Annotated in this window: 15 protein-coding genes; 10 read left to right on the forward strand and 5 right to left on the reverse strand. The window is 60.1% G+C overall.

Annotation, left to right across the window (positions count from 1 at the left end; genetic code table 11):
* The first annotated feature begins 38 nt into the window (after positions 1 to 38).
* Positions 39 to 470: a PACE efflux transporter gene (locus VXM67_RS13420; protein ID WP_023380452.1), complete on the forward strand. Its 432-nt coding sequence runs from the start codon at positions 39 to 41 to the stop codon at positions 468 to 470.
* Positions 471 to 650: 180 nt separating this feature from the next.
* On the forward strand, positions 651 to 2,213 hold the full coding sequence (gene ilvA, locus VXM67_RS13425) for a threonine ammonia-lyase, biosynthetic (RefSeq protein WP_023380453.1): 1,563 nt from the start codon (positions 651 to 653) through the stop codon (positions 2,211 to 2,213).
* Between the two features lie 317 nt (positions 2,214 to 2,530).
* On the opposite strand, the gene VXM67_RS13430 is transcribed toward ilvA, so the two are convergent.
* The 3 genes from VXM67_RS13430 to VXM67_RS13440 all read right to left on the reverse strand — a co-directional run bounded on the left by VXM67_RS13430 (position 2,531) and on the right by VXM67_RS13440 (position 6,041).
* Positions 2,531 to 3,706, reverse strand: coding sequence for a hypothetical protein (locus VXM67_RS13430; protein WP_186599131.1), 1,176 nt, complete (start codon positions 3,704 to 3,706; stop codon positions 2,531 to 2,533).
* 84 nt (positions 3,707 to 3,790) lie between these two features.
* Positions 3,791 to 4,258 carry a VOC family protein gene (locus VXM67_RS13435; RefSeq protein ID WP_367237073.1) on the reverse strand — a complete coding sequence of 156 codons (468 nt, stop codon included), beginning with the start codon at positions 4,256 to 4,258 and terminating at the stop codon, positions 3,791 to 3,793.
* 163 nt (positions 4,259 to 4,421) lie between these two features.
* A complete protein-coding gene (locus VXM67_RS13440; protein ID WP_367237074.1) occupies positions 4,422 to 6,041 on the reverse strand; it encodes an NADP-dependent glyceraldehyde-3-phosphate dehydrogenase in 1,620 nt (539 codons plus the stop codon).
* A gap of 140 nt (positions 6,042 to 6,181) precedes the next feature.
* Here VXM67_RS13440 and VXM67_RS13445 point away from each other — a divergent pair, with 140 nt between their 5' ends.
* Complete coding sequence (locus VXM67_RS13445; RefSeq protein WP_023380457.1) at positions 6,182 to 8,425, forward strand: EAL domain-containing protein; 2,244 nt, start codon at positions 6,182 to 6,184, stop codon at positions 8,423 to 8,425.
* Positions 8,426 to 8,454: 29 nt separating this feature from the next.
* On the opposite strand, the gene VXM67_RS13450 is transcribed toward VXM67_RS13445, so the two are convergent.
* Positions 8,455 to 8,628, reverse strand: coding sequence for a hypothetical protein (locus tag VXM67_RS13450; RefSeq protein WP_238546550.1), 174 nt, complete (start codon positions 8,626 to 8,628; stop codon positions 8,455 to 8,457).
* 457 nt (positions 8,629 to 9,085) lie between these two features.
* On the opposite strand from VXM67_RS13450, the gene VXM67_RS13455 reads away from it, so the two are divergent.
* The 7 genes from VXM67_RS13455 (at position 9,086) to VXM67_RS13485 (ending at position 16,503) form a co-directional block, all read left to right on the forward strand.
* Positions 9,086 to 10,234: a hypothetical protein gene (locus tag VXM67_RS13455; RefSeq protein WP_023380458.1), complete on the forward strand. Its 1,149-nt coding sequence runs from the start codon at positions 9,086 to 9,088 to the stop codon at positions 10,232 to 10,234.
* A gap of 69 nt (positions 10,235 to 10,303) precedes the next feature.
* Positions 10,304 to 11,413 (forward strand): glycosyltransferase 61 family protein, encoded by a 1,110-nt coding sequence (locus VXM67_RS13460; protein ID WP_027907582.1) that lies wholly within the window; start codon positions 10,304 to 10,306, stop codon positions 11,411 to 11,413.
* A gap of 550 nt (positions 11,414 to 11,963) precedes the next feature.
* Positions 11,964 to 12,140 carry an EPS-associated small membrane protein EppA gene (gene eppA / locus VXM67_RS13465; protein WP_023380460.1) on the forward strand — a complete coding sequence of 59 codons (177 nt, stop codon included), beginning with the start codon at positions 11,964 to 11,966 and terminating at the stop codon, positions 12,138 to 12,140.
* 267 nt (positions 12,141 to 12,407) lie between these two features.
* A complete protein-coding gene (locus VXM67_RS13470) occupies positions 12,408 to 12,965 on the forward strand; it encodes a polysaccharide biosynthesis/export family protein (RefSeq protein ID WP_023380461.1) in 558 nt (185 codons plus the stop codon).
* Between the two features lie 26 nt (positions 12,966 to 12,991).
* Positions 12,992 to 14,107: a hypothetical protein gene (locus VXM67_RS13475; RefSeq protein ID WP_027907581.1), complete on the forward strand. Its 1,116-nt coding sequence runs from the start codon at positions 12,992 to 12,994 to the stop codon at positions 14,105 to 14,107.
* Positions 14,108 to 14,127: 20 nt separating this feature from the next.
* On the forward strand, positions 14,128 to 15,690 hold the full coding sequence (locus VXM67_RS13480; protein ID WP_027907580.1) for a Wzz/FepE/Etk N-terminal domain-containing protein: 1,563 nt from the start codon (positions 14,128 to 14,130) through the stop codon (positions 15,688 to 15,690).
* 12 nt (positions 15,691 to 15,702) lie between these two features.
* Positions 15,703 to 16,503, forward strand: coding sequence for a CpsD/CapB family tyrosine-protein kinase (locus VXM67_RS13485; RefSeq protein ID WP_023380464.1), 801 nt, complete (start codon positions 15,703 to 15,705; stop codon positions 16,501 to 16,503).
* A 28-nt stretch (positions 16,504 to 16,531) separates the two neighbouring features.
* Here VXM67_RS13485 and galE read toward each other — a convergent pair whose 3' ends face one another.
* Entirely contained in the window at positions 16,532 to 17,494 is a 963-nt protein-coding gene (galE, locus tag VXM67_RS13490; RefSeq protein ID WP_027907579.1) for a UDP-glucose 4-epimerase GalE, read from the reverse strand.
* Positions 17,495 to 17,523 lie beyond the last annotated feature (29 nt).

A 17,523-nucleotide genomic window follows, 5' to 3' on the forward strand; every position in this document is an offset into this window, starting at 1 on the left:
GGCGTACCGTTCGCTTTCGCGTGACTCAGGAGCCCCACATGCAAGGCAAGGCCCGCAAGGTCGTTCAGGCCATCCTTTACGAAATCATCGCCGTGGCGTGCGTGGCGCCGGCGTTGTCGTTGATGTTCGATGCAGGCATGGCCCATTCGACGGTGCTTTCAGTGCTGATGTCGGGCATCGCCATGAGCTGGAACATGGGCTTCAACTGGGCCTTCGAGCGTTGGGAGGCGCGTCAGCGCCAGCGCACCCGCACGTTGTGGCGGCGGTTCCTGCATGCGCTGGGCTTCGAGGGCGGACTGGTGTTGATACTGTTGCCACTGGTGGCGTACTGGATGGACATCAGCTTGTGGGCGGCGTTGCTCACCAACCTGGCACTGTTCGTGTTCTTCTTCGTGTACGCGTTCGTGTTCCAGTGGGGCTTCGACAAAGTGTTCGATGTGCCGGTCTCGGCGCAAGAAGCAAAGTGTTGACTTCCTGCTTAGCGGCGGGATAACTTCCCTACCCATGAACACATTCCCGCACGCCAACGCCATTATTATTACCGCCATTATCAGTTTGGCGGGCTAGCGCGTACGTGCACCGAACCCGCCCTGGAGGCGGGTTTTTTCTCTCTGACTCCTGGGCAACGTGAAAACAACCAGGAGTCATCGATGACCAACCTCAGTGTCAGCCCGCGTCCCCTCGTCACCCCCCAGCAACTGCTGTCGGAACAGGTTCGGCGCATTCTCGCCGCGCCGGTGTACGACCTGGCGATCGAGACTCCCTTGCAAGTCGCTCCGGCGTTGTCGGCAAGCCTGGGCAACCAGGTGCTGCTCAAGCGCGAAGACCTGCAACCGACGTTCTCGTTCAAGATCCGCGGTGCCTACACCCGCCTGTCACGCTTGAGCACGGCGCAGCGTGAGCGCGGGGTGATCACTGCATCGGCTGGCAACCACGCCCAGGGTGTCGCGTTGGCGGCGGCGCACCTGGGGATCAAAGCGACCATCGTCATGCCCACTACCACCCCGTCGCTGAAGGTCGAAGGCGTGCGCTCCCGTGGCGGCCATGTGGTGTTGCACGGCGAGAGCTTCCCCCACGCGTTGGCCCATGCCCTGAAGCTGGCGGACGATGAGGGGGCGACCTTCGTGCCTCCGTTCGACGACCCGGATGTCATTTCCGGGCAGGGCACCGTTGCGATGGAGATCCTGCGCCAGCACCCAGGTGCGCTGCACGCGATCTTCGTGCCGGTTGGCGGCGGCGGACTGGTGGCGGGCATTGCCGCATACGTGAAGTACCTGCGCCCCGAGGTCAAGGTCATCGGTGTCGAACCGGAGGATTCCAATTGCCTGCAGGCTGCCATGGCCGCCGGTGAACGGGTGATTCTGCCCCAGGTCGGTACTTTCGCCGACGGCGTGGCGGTGGCGCAGATCGGCGCGCATTGCTTCGAGTTGTGCCGTCACTTCGTCGATGAGGTGGTCACCGTCAGCAGCGACGAGCTGTGCGCGGCGATCAAGGACATCTACGACGACACCCGTTCGATCACCGAGCCTTCCGGCGCCCTGGCCGTGGCGGGCATCAAGAAATACGTAGCCCGTGAAGGCGTGCAGGGTAAGGCTCTGGTTGCCATCGACTCGGGCGCCAACGTCAATTTCGACCGCCTGCGCCATGTCGCCGAGCGCGCCGAACTGGGCGAGCAGCGCGAGGCGATCATCGCCGTGACCATCCCTGAGCAGCCAGGCAGCTTCCGCGCCTTCTGCCAGGCGCTGGGCAAGCGGCAGATCACCGAGTTCAACTACCGCTATTACCCAGGCAAGGAAGCGCGGCTGTTCGTGGGCGTTCAGACGCACCCGCTGCATGATCCGCGCGAGCAACTGCTGAACCATTTGCGCGAACAGGGCTACAACGTACTCGACCTGACCGACAACGAACTGGCCAAGTTGCACGTTCGTCACACCGTCGGCGGCCACGCGGCACCAGGCGCCAATGAGCGGGTGCTGCGCTTCGAGTTCCCCGAGCGGCCGGGGGCCTTGCTGGGCTTCCTGGAGCGTCTGGGCAAGCGCTGGAACATCAGTTTGTTCCATTACCGCAACCACGGAGCAGCCGAGGCCCGGGTGTTTGCGGCGTTGGAAGTGCCGGACGACGAGCAGGGCAGCTTGCCGCGGGCGTTGGACGAGATGGGCTATCGGTATTGGGACGAGACGGATAACCCGGCGTATCGGTTGTTTCTTGGGTGATTCCAGGGAGGTAGGGGCGGTGAAGTGGCGGTCTTGTGTTAGGAGGTGATGCGTAGATCGAGCGCCGCCCGCGCGGCGCATCGCGAGCAAGGCTCGCTCCTACGTCGGTTTCGGGCCAATGAATCTGTGGGATATGCGCGCGAACGCTTTAGAGCACGGCGCAATATGGAGTCGTACAAACCAGGCGGAAGCGCGCGCCTGTCACTGACGTTACTGGCCCTCAACAAACGTAGGAGCGAGCCTTGCTCGCGATGCGCCGCGCGGGCGGCGCTCGATCTCACCAGCGCCGCCAAGCATCCACCCCCCAAAAAAGCACTTCAGCGCTCCCGCATGAAGAACCCCGCCACATACTTGCGGAAGGTCTCCAAGCTCTTGAAGTCGGCGTAGCGTTTGAAATGTTCGGTCTCAGGCTCTGGCCCCAGCGGCTTTTCCAGCAACGATACCGACAACACGCGATCCTGGTCCGACGTGAGCACCAACTCGTCCATCACCTGGCCACCAATCACCGGTCTGCGCATCTGCACCTTCACGCCCTTGCTGGCCATCCAGTCGATCAACGACACCAGCGCCTTGAGCGGCTCGCGCTCTTCGTCACGGTACACCGGGAACAGGTGAACTCGCGACAGCACCGGCACGCTGGCCACGTGAATCAGCTCATAGAAATGGCTGCCGGCCGTGGTCGGCGAGTAGAGCGCCAACGCCAGCAACGGCCCGGATGCGCGGCTGCCGCCCCAGTACAGGTGGTGGCCCTGGAAGTCGAAGCCGTCCTCGTTGCGGTTGTTGAACAGCTTGCGCCCCTTGATCTGGTCGACGCAGTCGAGTATCAGCCCATGGCGGCGGTGGTGGCCGAACACCGTCGCTTCGCGCAGCCTGGCCTTGAGCATCATCATGTGCTTCATGTCCAGGCGGGTTTGCAGGTAATTGCTGGCTGGCACCCGCGCCAGCAATGGGTAGCGACTGGCCACGCCACGCAGCTCGGCGAACTGCCCGGTAAGGTCCTTCTTCAGGTGCGAGGCATACAGATTGAGGCCGCTGGTCTCCATCCAGGTCAGCAGCAGCGACAGCAAGCGCTGCTGTTCGCGTCGCTCGCTGGTTTCAATGCCATCGCCAGCCTTCTGGAAGTCACCGATCAGACGCAGTGGTGTATCGGGCGCAAGCCAGGCAACCGGCGAACTGGGCGCTTGCTCGTCCTCACTGTCTTCGCGCTCATCCTTGCTGAATGGGCAGCCGGGAGCATGTTCCGCAGTGCCGGGGTTGTTCTTTAGAAACAGCGTGCCAGTGTTGCCGTTTAGCGTGACATTGAGCACGGGCAGGGCGTCCTTGCGGCAGTCGCATGCCAGCCACTGGTTGGCGCTGCGCACTTTCATCAGCCACTGGTTAGCCTGCAGTAGGCGTGGGCCGGCGAGTGTGCCGTTGGCGAAGCCGACCAGCAGCTCCTCTTCAGCGGGCGTGAGGCTGCGCACCAGCGCGGCGGTCTTGTCGATGATTCGCATTGAGCAGCTCCAAGCTACGAGCCCCAAGCTTCAAGCAAAGCCGCGCGGGTTTCAACTTCAAGCGTGAGGCAAGCTGCCTGGCGCTCAGTTGCCGCCGAACATTTTCGCGGCGCGTGCGCGTATCTCCTCGACGCTGAGGTCTTCCTTGTGGGTTGAGATGAACCAGAGGTTGCCGAACGGGTCTTTCAAGGTGCCGCTGCGGTCGCCATAGAACTGGTCTTGTAGCGGATGCAGTTGGGTGGCGCCAGCGGCGATTGCCTGGGCATAGACGCTGTCGCAGTCCGCGACGTACAGGTGCAGGCCAACGGCGGGTGCACGGATGGTTTGGCTGGCCTTGAGGCTGCCTTCCATGTCGCAAGGGTCGGCGAGCATCAACGACGAGTCGCCGATCTTCAGCTCGGCATGGCCGACACGGCCATCCGGGCCATCGAGGCGAAACATCTCGATGGCGCCGAAGGCTCTCTTGTAAAACTCGATGGCCTTGCTCGCATCCTTGATACCCAGATAGGGGGTGATGCTGTGCTGGCCTTCGGGGATGGGTTTGACTGTCATTTTTCATCGCTCCTTTGACGTGGATGCCGGAAGACCCGGCGAGCGAGCCTCCCAACGTTACCTACTGCATAGAGTCGTTTGCGCGCTTGAAAAATCGACAGGGTGGTTAGAACAAATTCCTATAAACGCTATACCGCCAGCCTGAACTGGCGGCTGCAAGACATTAGAAGATGTAGTCAGTGGTCAGGAAACTCGACTGACGGTTACGGATGATCTCGCTGATCAATGCTTTGTTGGCCTCCTGGAACTTGGTCGCCACCAGGGTCCGAATCGAGAACACCCTCAGGGCATCGTGTACGGACAAGGTGCCCTCGGCGCTGTTCTTGCGGCCATTGAACGGATACGTGTCAGGCCCTCGCTGGCACTGTGCATTGATGTTGATGCGGCCTACCTGGTTGGCGAAGGTGTCGACCAGGTTGCCAATGGTCTGCGGGTCGTTGCCGAATAGACTCAGTTGCTGGCCGTAGTCGGAGTCGAGCACATAGTCGACCACCGTCTGCAGGTCGCGGTAGGGCACCACCGGCACCAGCGGGCCGAACTGCTCCTCATGGTAGACACGCATGCTCGGTGCCACCGGGTAGAGCAGGGCGGGGTAGAAGAACGAGCCTCGGCTTTGCCCACCCCCTTCGTTGAGCACCTGCGCGCCTTTGGCAATGGCATCGGCTACCAGGCCGTCGAGGTAGTCGACCTTGCCCTGCTCGGGCAGCGGGGTCAGCGCTACGCCCGGCGCCCATGGCATGCCCGGCTTGAGGGTAGCGAGCTTGCGTTGGAACTTGTCGAGGAAGGCATCGACCACATCCTCGTGCACGAACAGGATCTTCAGCGCCGTGCAGCGCTGACCATTGAACGACAGGGCGCCGGTGACGGCTTCTTCCACCGCGTTGTCCAGGTCAACGTCGGGCAACACGATGCCGGGGTTCTTGGCGTCCAGGCCCAGGGCGGCACGCAGGCGGTGCGGGCGCGGGTGAAGCTTCTTCAAGTCACTCGCCGCCTTGTGGGTGCCGATGAAGGCGAACACGTCGATGTCGCCACTGGCCATCAGGGCACTGACGGTCTCGCGCCCACGGCCATAGATGACGTTGATGACACCTGGCGGGAAACTGTCGCGGAAGGCTTCGAGCAACGGACGAATCAACAGAACGCCGAACTTGGCCGGTTTGAACACCACGGTGTTGCCCATGATCAGTGCCGGGATCAACGTGGTGAAGGTTTCATTGAGTGGGTAGTTGTATGGCCCCATGCACAGTGCCACGCCCAGCGGCGCTCGGCGGATCTGGCCGAGGGTGCCCTGTTCCAGCTCGAAACGGCTGGAGCGGCGGTCGAGGTCCTTGAGGGCGTTGATGGTGTCGACGATGTAGTCGCAGGTGCGGTCGAACTCTTTTTCCGAGTCCTTGAGATTCTTGCCGATTTCCCACATCAGTAGCTTGACCACTGCCTGGCGTTGCTCAAGCATGCGGGCCAGGAAGGTTTCAACGTGCTGGATGCGCTCTGCCACGCGCATCGTCGGCCAGGCACCGCGGCCCTTGTCGTAGGCCTGCACCGCGGCATCGAGGGCGGTGAGTGCGGTATCGGCATCGAGCAGCGGCGCACTGCCGAGGATGACTTGGCGCTCTGTATCGCTTTCCTTGATCCAGACCGGGCTGCGGACGGTGGCCAGGGGGCCGTCCCAGCGCTTCAACTCGCCATTGACGAGGTATTCGCGCTGTTCCAGCGGCGCTCCCAGGCGCCACGCTTCGGGGATGTCATCGGCAGTGGGAAACAGCGAATCGAGCAGACGGTCCATGGGTACTGCACCTCACATATTTGGCAGGGTGAAACGCTTCAGCACCTGAGCATGCACCCGCCGGAAGAAAAACACCAGTCTGGCTCAACATTGCCCGGTTTGCGCCGATACACAGTCAATCGACCTCCAGCATCGGGACCATGAGCATTTTTTACCCATCTCCAGACGAGCCGGCCCCGACGTCAGAGGCCATTCGCCGTCATGCCAGCCGTTTGTTGCCCATCGGTTTCGCCCTGGTCGGTATCGGCTTGTCGGTGTTGCTTGGCCGGCTCGATGTCCAGCGTGAACGCAGCGACCAGGTCAGCACCTTGAGCGCGCAGTTGTCGGGAGTGCGCGCAGCGCTGGAGGCGCAGTTACGCGCGGCGTTCGGCGAGACCGAAGGCATCGCGCAATTAATTGCCGCCGATGGTGGTATCAGCCCTGAGCATTTTCGTGTCATGGCACGCGAGGCATTGGCGTCGGTGCCTTACATGCGCCATGTGGCGCTGGCCCCCAACGACGTGATCCGCGATATCTATCCGCGCAAGGGTAACCAGGCGGTCATTGGCCTGGATTATCGCAGTCTGCCGGACCAGTATCCGGTGTTGCAGGCGGCCAGGGAGCGGCATCAGCCGATACTGGCCGGCCCGGTGCACCTGTACCAGGGGGGCACGGCGCTGATCTATCGGCGGCCGGTGTTCATGGCTGACGAGGGGAGCGCCAAGCGTTATTGGGGCAGCGTGTCGGTGGTGACCGATGTGGAGCGGCTGCTGGTTTCGGCCGGTTTGCGGCCTGACCTGAACATTGCCATCGCCTTGCGCGGTGTCGATGGCAAAGGCGGTGAGGGCGCCATGATCTGGGGGGATGCACGGTTGTTCGAAAGGCCGCTGCTCAGTCTGCCGGTGGAGGTGCCGGGTGGGCACTGGCAGCTGGTGGCCGCGCCGCTTCACGGCTGGCCGTTGTTTCCAGGGCTGCTGGCTTCCCCCTGGTTCCTGTTCTCGCTGGGTTGTACCGGGCTGCTTACCCTGTGCATCTCGCAACTGAGCCGCAAGCAGCGTCTGTTGCACCTGCGGAACGTGGAACTCAGCGAATCCCAGGCCAAGCTTGAGCGCTCCGCTCATTACGACACCATCACCGGGCTGCCCAATCGTGTGCTGTTCCAGCAGCAACTGACCCAGGCTATCACCCAGGGACGTGGCCTGGCGGTGTTGATGCTCGACATCGACGGTTTCAAGCAGGTAAACGACAGCCTCGGCCATGCCATGGGCGACTTGCTGCTGCAGCAAGCTACCGCCCGTTTTCTCCAGGAGCTCGACAGTGCCGACCGCGTGTGTCGCCTGGGGGGGGACGAGTTCGTGTTCATGCTCCAGGGTAGCCAGGGTCAGGTGAACCAGCAGGTGCGCGCACTGTTGCGCTGCTTGCAACGGCCATTCGACCTCAACGGCAATGCTGGCCTGGTCACAGGCAGTATCGGTCTGGCCTGGTGCCCGCAGCATGGTGCGGACGCCGACAGCCTGTTACGACATGCCGACACCGCGATGTACGCAGCCAAGGAGGGCGGACGCAATGCCTGGCAGCCTTACCAGCCTGAGATGACCGAACGCTTGCAACAACGCCTGGAACTGGAGCGCAATCTGCGCCGGGCGCTGCAGAACAATGAATTCGAGCTGTGGTACCAGCCTAAGCTCGACCTGTTCAGCGGTCGGTTGGAAGGGGTGGAGGCGTTATTGCGCTGGCGAGACCCGGAGCATGGCCTGGTTTCCCCCGGTGAATTCATCCCGCTGGCCGAGCGTACAGGTTTGATCATTCCCCTGGGCGAACTGGTGCTGGAGCTGGCCTGCGCGCAGATGGCAGCCTGGAGGGACCACGACTGCCTGCCCGGGCCATTGGCGATAAACGTGGCGGCACTGCAGATCGAACGTAGCGATTATGTCAGCACCTTGGCACTGGCCCTGGAGCGGCACGGCTTGTCGCCCAGCCTGCTGGAGGTGGAAATCACCGAGAGCCTGTTGATGGAAAGCCAGCAGCAGGCCTGCGCGGTACTGGCCCAGCTGCAGGCGATGGGTGTCGCAACGGCCGTGGACGACTTTGGTACTGGGTATTCATCCTTGGCCTATTTGCGCGCCTTGCCCATCGACCATCTGAAAATTGACCGTGCCTTCATCAAGGACTTGCCCGAAGACGATGATGCGGTGGCGGTGGCCCGGGCCATCGTCGACCTGGGGCACGCCCTGGGTTATCGCATCACCGCGGAGGGGATCGAAACCCAGGCGCAATACGACTTCCTGCGCAACACAGGCTGCGACCAGGGGCAGGGCTATTTGCTGGGGCGGCCGATGCCCGCTGCCGAATTCCAGCGTTGGTTGCACCAACATCCACAACGCCAGCGATCGACGGGCGCCTGACAGGCGCCGGCGGTGCGTCGTCCGAGCGATTACAGGGCGGCCAGGCAGGGCTGGTCCAGGTAGCGCTCCTGAACCTCGACATTGCAGGGGGACTGCGTCAATTCCAAGGCGCTGATCTCGAAGCCCCCGACGACCACTGGCTGCCGCAATGGCGGCTCTGCGGTGTGTTCTGCCAACCCTTTGGCCATTTTGGCGTGGTTCATAGCAATTTCACTAAGCGTTGACACGTTACATCTCCGGTGACTGACCAGGCGTCATTGCACGCGTGGGTAGGCAATAAAAGTTGGCCGTTGCTGCGTCGGAATGTCGTCTTGCTTGGCGGCGAAAACCGATGTTGCAAACGACACGCCAAGCCATTGGGCAAAAGAATAGCTGGGGTGTTGAAAACGACGAGTGGTTTAAAACGGCGCAATACGCGATAAACCGAGGTACTCAAAGAGAACTTCAGTCAAAGAAATATTGACGCCATAAAACAGCACTCGATGGTGTCAAAGTGCCGCTTGCAAAGGGGTAGCCTTGCATCTTTAATTATCGCTGAATAGGCGCGCATTATTTTCTGATTAAGTCATGCGTATCAAGTGTTTAAATACACGTTTCGCGATGTATCCAGATCTTTTTCCGACCTGCCCACAGACAACATCACAGGACGTCGAAGAAGCAATGAAAAAGACCTTGGCGGCGGTTGCTCGCACATTCATCTCTCCCTCCACGCGTTACGAGATCAAGACTGCTTCGCACAAGATACGTGAGCTGATGGGGCGGGCATGTGTCTGGCGTTGGGAGGTGGCTCGCTTCCGGCTGGGTCAGGAGAGTCCGTACGAGGTGCTGTACATCGGCAGAAAGCAACAGCGCGAGCTGGCTCAGGTACTGATTTCCGGCAAGGAGCAAGGGGAGGCGGGCGAGGGGCACTCGACGCCGGTTGCATCGGGGCATGTGGTGGTAGTCAGCGAAATGCCCACCTCAGGCGCCTTGACGGTTCCCCATTATCTGAGCGCCGTGGTGCCGCTTGGTCGGTCGCTGGAGGATATCACCGCACGCTACGACAGCGAGTTGAGGCGCAGCATCCGTAAGAACCGGCCGCTTTACAGCATGCGTCAGGCGTTGTCCGATGAGGACATCGCAATGGCCGATACGCAGTTGCTTCGCCCCTATGCCACCGCCCGGCAAGGCGGCAGGGCGGTGCAGATTCCCAGTGAAGAGGTGCTGCGCCTGGCCAAGGGCTTTGGCCGCCTCGACCTGATCACCCTGGGCGACGAAGTCGTGGCCTGTCATCTGGGATGCGAAGTCGTTCGAGGTGGCAAGCGCTACTGGAGTACGGTGCGCTTTGGCTATTGCGAGGCTGTGTTTTCGGACGCCAGAAAACTGCGCGAGGTCAATTCGATCACCACGTTCATGGCCCTTGAGTGGGCGCTGGCCAACGGCTTCGACTATTACGACATCGGCATGTGCCTGGCGCGGCCCGATGACGGGCTGCTGAAATGGAAACGACGGCGCGGTGGCGATGTCGACCCCTTCGGCAACTACGGCTACCTGTTCGTTCGTTTACCCAAGACCGGCATTGCCCGGTTTTTGTGGGACACCCCCTTGTTTGCCGTCGAAGGCAACAAGTTGACACTTCACCTGGGCCTGCCTGAGGGGCCGAGCGAAGAAGAGATTGCCAGCCGTTACCGTGAAATGGTGTTCGGCGGCCTGCACAAGATTTATCTCTATGGCGCACGGACGGCTGCCGAGCAATTCGTCGAAACCTTGCGCAGTCGTTATGCCGACGTTCAGTCCCCGCCCAAGATGGAAAGGGTGTTGTCCAATTGATCCGCATTAAGGAAGAACACGGATCAGCTGATTTTTTGGCGATTAGCCGCGCAGCCTTGGGAGCTCACTATGGGAAGCGATGTCACGCCCTTCAGTGCCACACCTGCTAGGGGTCGAAAAAAATTGACGCTGGCCGCCTACAAATACATCGCCCGCAAACGGTTCTCCCGACAGGCAGAGATCGACCTTAAAAGCATTGCCGAGAAAAGTTGGGAGATTGCCCCGAGTGAGACCACTGTGTCGCCACGCGCTATCTTCCTGCCCAACCAGCTGGAGCGTGTAACCGGTTGGGAATTTCATCCCTTCGAGCACCCGCGCCGGACGATGGAAGGCGGCTTGACCGTCGACCATGGCGCCACGCGAGGCTACCTGATCAAGGATGTATGGTTGATCGACGGTGCCCTGTACAAGGACGATGCCTGCCACTGGCTGTCCTTGCGCCCTACGCATTTTCCCGGAATTGTCGTAGAGCATGAAATCGAGCGTGCGGCGGCCTATTGCACGCTGCACGGCAACTCCTGGTTCGGCACCTGGTTGATGGAGGATTGCGCGACGTATCCGTTGGCTTGTAATGAGGGCGTACCGATTACTACAGCGCCTTCGGCGAAATTCCCCTTGTTCGCCCAGGCCCCTGCATATGAAGACTGGTTGGGCATGCGGCCGCTGCGTTTGCGTAATGCCTTCATTCGCGAACTGGTGTTGTTCGATGACCAGAGCAATAACCGCAACAGGCACCTGCGTTACCGGGGCATGGGGGAGAAGTTGCTGTCCCATGTCGAGCATGCGCCCCATCCTGGTGTTTTCCTGTTGCGCGGTGGCGATGGCGAACTACGGCTGTTGCGCAACGAGCTTGAGATTGCCGAGCACCTGCGCAAGCACCGAGGCTTTCGCATCATCAATCCCCTCAAAACCGATGTGCCGAGCATCGTGGCGGCCTGTGCAGGTGCTAGAACGGTGATAGGTGTTGAAGGCAGCCAGTTGGCGCACGGCGTGAATGTACTTCAGGACGGAGGCTCGGTGCTGGCGCTACAACCGCCTAACCGGTTCGTCAGCTACTACAAGTTCATGACCGATCGTGATCACCAGCATTTCGGTTTTGTGGTCGGGACACCGGACGGCGAGGGTTTCAAGATCGATATCGACGAGGTTGAGCGCACACTGGATCTACTGCCGTCATAAACCGGTTGCCTGTACCGCGTCCCCCCTCTCACCGGCACGCGAGGCCTAAGCTCTGTACGAAAAGCCTTGCTACCCGGTGATGCTGCGTTGAGAACAGCCTCGGAAGGCTCATTTACAATCCGTAAACGCCGCTTCCTCGGCTGTTTTCCCCTTGTCTGACCTTCGTCTCAAGACTGTTCACGCAGAGCCTGGAATGCGTCAAATCTGGGTTGGACTTACAACGATTAGCATTTGGGTTATCACCCGTGAAACACATCGGCTGTTTCAACGCAGTGACAACCCGCGCGGTGAATCCGGGTAGGGCACGGCGTATGTTCAGACTCGTCGCGTAAGGGTTTTGCAATGGAATCAACGTCTTCGGTCAATGGGGCGTAACGCGCAAAAGCCTACAAATTTAACCTGGCAACTTTTTGACGATATTGGGCCTGCCTCATTGAGATATATTATGGTGTCGGATCGTTGACGTAATATCATTGTGCCCATAAGCTCCAATCAGCAGCTAATAAGACACTTCCTTCCCCGTGTTTATCCTCTTTGTCAGGAGGGGATCATGCGCTCGACACTGTTCATTAAATCTATATTTTTATTGATACTTTTGAGTGGCGCTGCGCGCGCTGCCGACTCCTACATCAACCAGGCGAGTGTAATTCCGTTGGCGACGGCTGGCTGGCTCTTCGCAGTCGCTGTCATCGGCTTCGTCGTCGTGGCTAACCGAAGAAAAGTTTGATTTTTACAAGGAGAGTCAACGACTTGGGTGCCCTGTCGGGCATTTGACGCGAGGTCGTTGGCATCAGGGGTCGCAGCTTGTCAATTCGCGAGCCGTTGCTATATTCCACTTGCCGACAACCTGAAGGTTGCCTGGTTGCAGTGAGTGGTTTGTGGTGTCGCGGTCAACCGTCGCAACAGGTGGTTTGACCGGTGTGGAGCGAGAAGCTGTTTTTTGTTGTTCTCACATAGTGCTCTTTACATGGCTACTTGCCTGGAGGGATCCCCCATGGTGCGTTTGATGTGTTCTGTGCTCTGCGTGCTGCTGGTTGGGGTGGGTACCAGCCATGCCGAAGATCAGAGTCCGGTTTACCAGCTCAGTGCCGGCGATAAATTGATGATTTCCGTGTGGCAGGAAGAAAGCCTGCGCCAGGAAACCACGGTCCTGCCCGATGGCAGTATCACCTTCCCCCTTGCCGGGCGTGTCGATGTCGCCGGTCTTGATGTCACGACCGTCGCGCAGAAAATCAAAGTCAAACTCGAACCCTTCTTGGCCGATCCGCATGTAAGCGTCGTGGTCACCAGTACGGCTGGCAATCTCGTCTACGTGCAAGGTAAAGTGATCAAGCCTGGGCCGGTTGAAATGTATGGACCCACGGCAGTGTTGCAGGCGCTGAGCATGTCAGGCGGCCTGGACAAGTTTGCGGACGAAAGCGAAATAAAAGTTGTTCGCCAAAACGGCGACTCACAAAAAGTACTGCCAGTACGCTACAAGGATTTGGTGTCTGGGCGCGACATGTCCACCAATTTCCAACTGCGCGCTGGTGACACATTGATCGTACCTTGATCTTGCCATGTGCAGTAAGGCTCAGAATGCCGCTTCTCAGAAATACGGGTGTTGCCACAGCACTCTTGATTTTGCCGTACTCGGGGATGGTTCATGCCGCTATCTGGCACAGTTCGGTTGCCGTACCGACGACGGTCGAGTATGACAGCAACCCCTTGCTGCTGACGTCTGACGAAAAGGCAGTGACGCGCACGATCATTGCGCCTGACTTTGGCCTGGTCGGCACGCTCGGCCGCGACGAGTTCAGTTTTGGTTTGGGCGTGCAAGTGCTGCGCTCGTCCGACACGGCCATTATCAAGGACCGTGAAGACCCCAACGTCAGCCTTGGCTGGCAGCGGGAAACGGAGCGGGGCCGCTTCGGCCTGAGGGCGAACTACAACGAAAGTTCGACGTTGTCGGCGCTGGTCCAGGACACCGGCGTGGTGACAACCGACGGCACGCAGAAGCTCTCGACGGTGACCGCCAACTGGAGTGATGCCATTACCGAACGCAGTACGTTGGCCAACGAAACCACGTACTCCCACGCCCGATACGACATCACCACGCTGACCGGTTATGACGAGCTGGCGAACGTGCTGACCTGGACTTACAACTGGAGCGAGCGCACCGACCTCTATACCAGCTTCATCGCACGGCGTTACGAGCCGCAGGACGACACCACGGCGTTCGCCTCCAACAGCTACACGCCTACGGTGGGGTTGAAGTACCAGTTCTCCGAACGTTTCACCGGGGATGTGCATGTAGGGGTAAACCAGGTGTCCGGCTCCGAAGGGGGCAGGCGCGGGGAGGGAGGGGTCTCGCTGCGCTACATCGGGGAACGAGCCGATGCGATTTTCAGTGCCGAGCGAAGCACCATTGCCAGCGCATCCGGGGGCTTTGCCGAACTCGATGCAGTACGTGGCAGCTGGAGTTATGCGCTTACCGAGCTCACTCGTGTGGGGCTGGATGCCTCCTGGCAAGACGCCAAAGGCACCACACCCAACACTTTGCAAAGCTACAGCGCGTGGGCGAGTCGTGAACTCTCGCCTTTTTGGGATCTGCGCCTATCGTTGATGTACAAGGAACGCCAGCAAGACAACTTGCCGGATGCAACAGGCACCATCATTGGAATGACCTTGACGTATAGATTACCCGACCTCTGAATTTCAGCGCGGTGGCCTCTATGAAGTCTGAATACGAACTGTCCCTCAAAGATTACCTGGCAATCATCAAGGAAAGAGCCCTGCTGTTGGGGGTCAGTATCGTGGTCATTCTTGCACTCACCGTGGCAGTCGCTGTCACGGTCCCTCCCATCTACCAGTCGACCGGCACCATTCTGGTGGAGTCACAGCAAATCTCGCCAGAGCTGGTGTCGGCAAACAACAACAGTTTTGCCGATGAACGCATCGAAGTGATTCGCCAGCGGGTGATGACCCGCGAGAACCTGTTGCGCATCATCGACAAGTACGGCCTGTTCGCCGACAAGGGCAAGCAATTCAGCGAGTCGGACAAGATCGAGAAGATGCGCAACTCCATCGTGGTCGCCACCGTCAGTACCTTCGTGAAGGGACGCGGCGAGGCAACGGTGGCTTTCAATGTGTCCTACGAGGACAAGCGTCCAGAAGTGGCCAAGGAAGTGGCCAACGAACTGGTCACGCTGTTTCTCAACGAGAACGTCAAGCAGCGCACCGAGCGGGCCAGCGAGACCACCGAGTTCCTGACCCAGGAAGCGAACAAGTTGGGTGCCGAACTGGCGAGCCTGGAGAACCAGCTGGCCGACTTCAAGCAGGCCCACGCCAATGCCTTGCCGGAGCATCAGGAGCTGCGCATGAGCATGCTGTCGCGCTCCGAGCTTGAGTTCAGGGAAGTCGACCGTGACTACAAGGCCGCGCAGGAAGAGCTGCGTTACCTGGAGCTGGAACTGTCCGCTGCCAAGGCCGGGTTGACCGTCAAGCCGGACAACGGCAGGAGCGTGGCAGATCAACCGCAGGACCTGGCCAGCCTCAAGGCAGAGTACGCCAGGCTGCTTGGCAGGTATAAAGATGCCCACCCTGACGTACAGGCGGTCAAGCGCAAGATCCAGGCACTTGAAACCGCCGGCGGCAATGGTATGGCAGTAGCTGAGACGAATCTGGATGCAGCCCGGGTGCGCACGCGCATCGAGGCTGCGCAATCACGCATCGCCTCGCTTGCCGAGCAAAAGCGTCAGCTGACCAAGAAGATCGAAGGCTACGAGGCGGAGATTCTTGAAGCGCCTCAAGTCGAGCGTGGCCTGGTGACGTTGATGCGCGATCACGATAACGCGCGCAAGAAGTACGAAGAAATTCGCGCCAAGGAGATGGGCGCGAAAATCACCGAAAGCCTGGAAGAGGAAAACAAGGCGGAACGTTTCGTGCTGCTGGAACCGCCGCTGATGCCGGAAAAACCCGTCAAGCCCAACCGCAAGAAAATCGTTGCCTTGGGGGTATTGCTGGCCCCGGCCGGTGGCGGTGCACTGGTGATGTTGCTGGAAATGCTCAATCAGCGCGTACGCGGTGTGGGTGCCCTGGAAAGCCTGGTGGGCAAGCGTGTGCTGGTTGCAGTGCCGTTTATCTCCACCCAGGCCGAGCTGGCCCAGCGCAAACGCTCGCGAACCCTGATGGTGGTCGCCGGGTTGTTGTTGGTTGCTATCATATTAGCGATGGTCCATTTCTTGTACATGCCGTTGGACCTTCTGCTTTTCAAAGCTATGGCTCGGTTTGAATAGGGAACAGCAGCGATGGACAGAATTACGCCGGCTATTGGAAAACCCCTGCACCAGGTATCGCCCAACGCTTCGGACACGCCGCTACCTGCGGTCGAGCAAACCGAAGTACTTGGCCCATTCGACTATGTACAAACCACCGTTGTGCCGCTGCGGGCCGAGCACCTCGAGCGACACCGAATCGTGGCGTACAACAAGAACTCGAACATGAGCTGGGCCTTCGACCTCCTGCGTACCCAGGTGCTGCAGGCCATGGAGGAAAATGGCTGGCGCACCTTGGCCATCACCTCGCCGACACCCGAGGCAGGCAAGACGGTGCTGGCAATCAACCTGGCGATGAGTATCGCCCATCACACTACCAAGACCGCACTGCTGGTGGACTTCGATCTGCGCCGTCCAAGGGTGGGTGCCAGCCTTGGGTTGCCGATGGGCAAGGCCATGAACGAACTGTTGTCTGGCAAGGCCGGACTGGAAGAGGTGCTGGTCAACCCAACGTTGCCGCGCTTCGTGGTGCTGCCGACCCGTGAGCCGATACCGCTGTCCACCGAGGTGTTGTCTTCGCCTAGGGTGACCAACCTGATCGGCGATCTACGCGATCGCTACGACTCGCGCATCTGTATCTTCGATCTGCCACCGCTGCTCAGTTCCGACGACGCCATCACCGTGCTGCCGAAGTTCGACTGCGTGCTGTTGGTGGTGGCCAATGGTCAGAACAGCAAGAAAGAGATCGAAGACTGCCTGTACCACTTGGGTACTGCCAACCTGATCGGCGCGGTACTGAACAAGGCAGAGCCGCAGACTCGCTCCTACTATTGATTGAAGGCGACCGGCATACCCTTGGCAGTCAGTGCCAGGGGTACTGCTGCTCCCAACTCCAGGCGTGCGAGACGATTTGCTCCAACGCGGTGAATTGCGGTTTCCATCCCAGCACGGTTTCCGCCTTGCCGGCATCGGCGACCAGCGTCGGTGGGTCGCCGGCGCGGCGCGGCGCCTTGTTGACGTTGATCGGCCGACCAGTCACCGCGCGGGCAGTGTCGATCACCTGCTGGACGGAAAAGCCTTGGCCGTTGCCCAGGTTGAAGACCGTGCTGGTGCCGCCCTTCAACAGATAATCCACGGCCAGCGCGTGCGCCGAGGCCAGATCGTTGACATGGATATAGTCACGGATGCAGGTGCCATCGGGGGTATCGTAGTCATGGCCGAACACGGTAATCGCCTCGCGTCGTCCTGACGCGGCCTGCAAGATCAACGGGATCAGGTGGGTTTCCGGTTCATGGCATTCGCCGATCTGACCGCCTGGGTCTGCGCCGGCGGCGTTGAAGTAACGCAGGCATACCGATTTCAGTCCATAGGCCCGGTCGAAGTCCTCCAGAATCTGCTCCACCATCCATTTGCTGCGCCCATAAGGGTTGATCGGCAGCTTGGGGTGTTGCTCGTCGATGGGGGTGTACTGCGGGTCGCCATAGACGGCAGCTGTGGAGGAGAAGATCAGGTGCTTGATGTTCGCCCGTACCATGGCATGCAGCAGGGTCAGGGTGGCTGCCACGTTGTTCTGGTAGTACTTGGCAGGGTCGGTGACCGACTCACCCACCTGGATGTGGGAGGCGAAGTGGAAGACCGCATCGAAAGGAGATTCGGCGAACAAGGTGTCCAGTGCGTGCTTGTCGGCGACATCCAGCCCGACCCACTTGATGTCAGGGCGTGCTTGCGCGATATCCGCCACGACCACCTCGTGACCTGCGTCCGCCAGGTACTTGACCATGTGCGAACCTATATAGCCTGCGCCTCCGACAACCAAGTACTTCATCCAATCCTCCTGGAACAGATTCAGTGTTG

Origin of the sequence: Pseudomonas sp. Rh2 (assembly GCF_040762985.1) — a bacterium.
In the GTDB taxonomy this organism is placed as follows: domain Bacteria; phylum Pseudomonadota; class Gammaproteobacteria; order Pseudomonadales; family Pseudomonadaceae; genus Aquipseudomonas; species Aquipseudomonas taiwanensis.

Bases quoted from the DNA above. Each gene is read 5' to 3' on its own strand.
- VXM67_RS13435 (WP_367237073.1), bottom strand. From the start codon at position 4,258: ATGACAGTCAAACCCATCCCCGAAGGCCAGCACAGCATCACCCCCTAT.
- VXM67_RS13480 (WP_027907580.1), top strand. From the start codon at position 14,128: ATGAAGTCTGAATACGAACTGTCCCTCAAAGATTACCTGGCAATCATC.
- VXM67_RS13430 (WP_186599131.1), bottom strand. From the start codon at position 3,706: ATGCGAATCATCGACAAGACCGCCGCGCTGGTGCGCAGCCTCACGCCC.
- VXM67_RS13420 (WP_023380452.1), top strand. From the start codon at position 39: ATGCAAGGCAAGGCCCGCAAGGTCGTTCAGGCCATCCTTTACGAAATC.
- VXM67_RS13455 (WP_023380458.1), top strand. From the start codon at position 9,086: ATGAAAAAGACCTTGGCGGCGGTTGCTCGCACATTCATCTCTCCCTCC.
- galE (WP_027907579.1), bottom strand. From the start codon at position 17,494: ATGAAGTACTTGGTTGTCGGAGGCGCAGGCTATATAGGTTCGCACATG.
- VXM67_RS13470 (WP_023380461.1), top strand. From the start codon at position 12,408: ATGGTGCGTTTGATGTGTTCTGTGCTCTGCGTGCTGCTGGTTGGGGTG.
- VXM67_RS13485 (WP_023380464.1), top strand. From the start codon at position 15,703: ATGGACAGAATTACGCCGGCTATTGGAAAACCCCTGCACCAGGTATCG.
- VXM67_RS13445 (WP_023380457.1), top strand. From the start codon at position 6,182: ATGAGCATTTTTTACCCATCTCCAGACGAGCCGGCCCCGACGTCAGAG.
- ilvA (WP_023380453.1), top strand. From the start codon at position 651: ATGACCAACCTCAGTGTCAGCCCGCGTCCCCTCGTCACCCCCCAGCAA.
- eppA (WP_023380460.1), top strand. From the start codon at position 11,964: ATGCGCTCGACACTGTTCATTAAATCTATATTTTTATTGATACTTTTG.
- VXM67_RS13440 (WP_367237074.1), bottom strand. From the start codon at position 6,041: ATGGACCGTCTGCTCGATTCGCTGTTTCCCACTGCCGATGACATCCCC.
- VXM67_RS13460 (WP_027907582.1), top strand. From the start codon at position 10,304: ATGGGAAGCGATGTCACGCCCTTCAGTGCCACACCTGCTAGGGGTCGA.
- VXM67_RS13475 (WP_027907581.1), top strand. From the start codon at position 12,992: ATGCCGCTTCTCAGAAATACGGGTGTTGCCACAGCACTCTTGATTTTG.
- VXM67_RS13450 (WP_238546550.1), bottom strand. From the start codon at position 8,628: ATGAACCACGCCAAAATGGCCAAAGGGTTGGCAGAACACACCGCAGAG.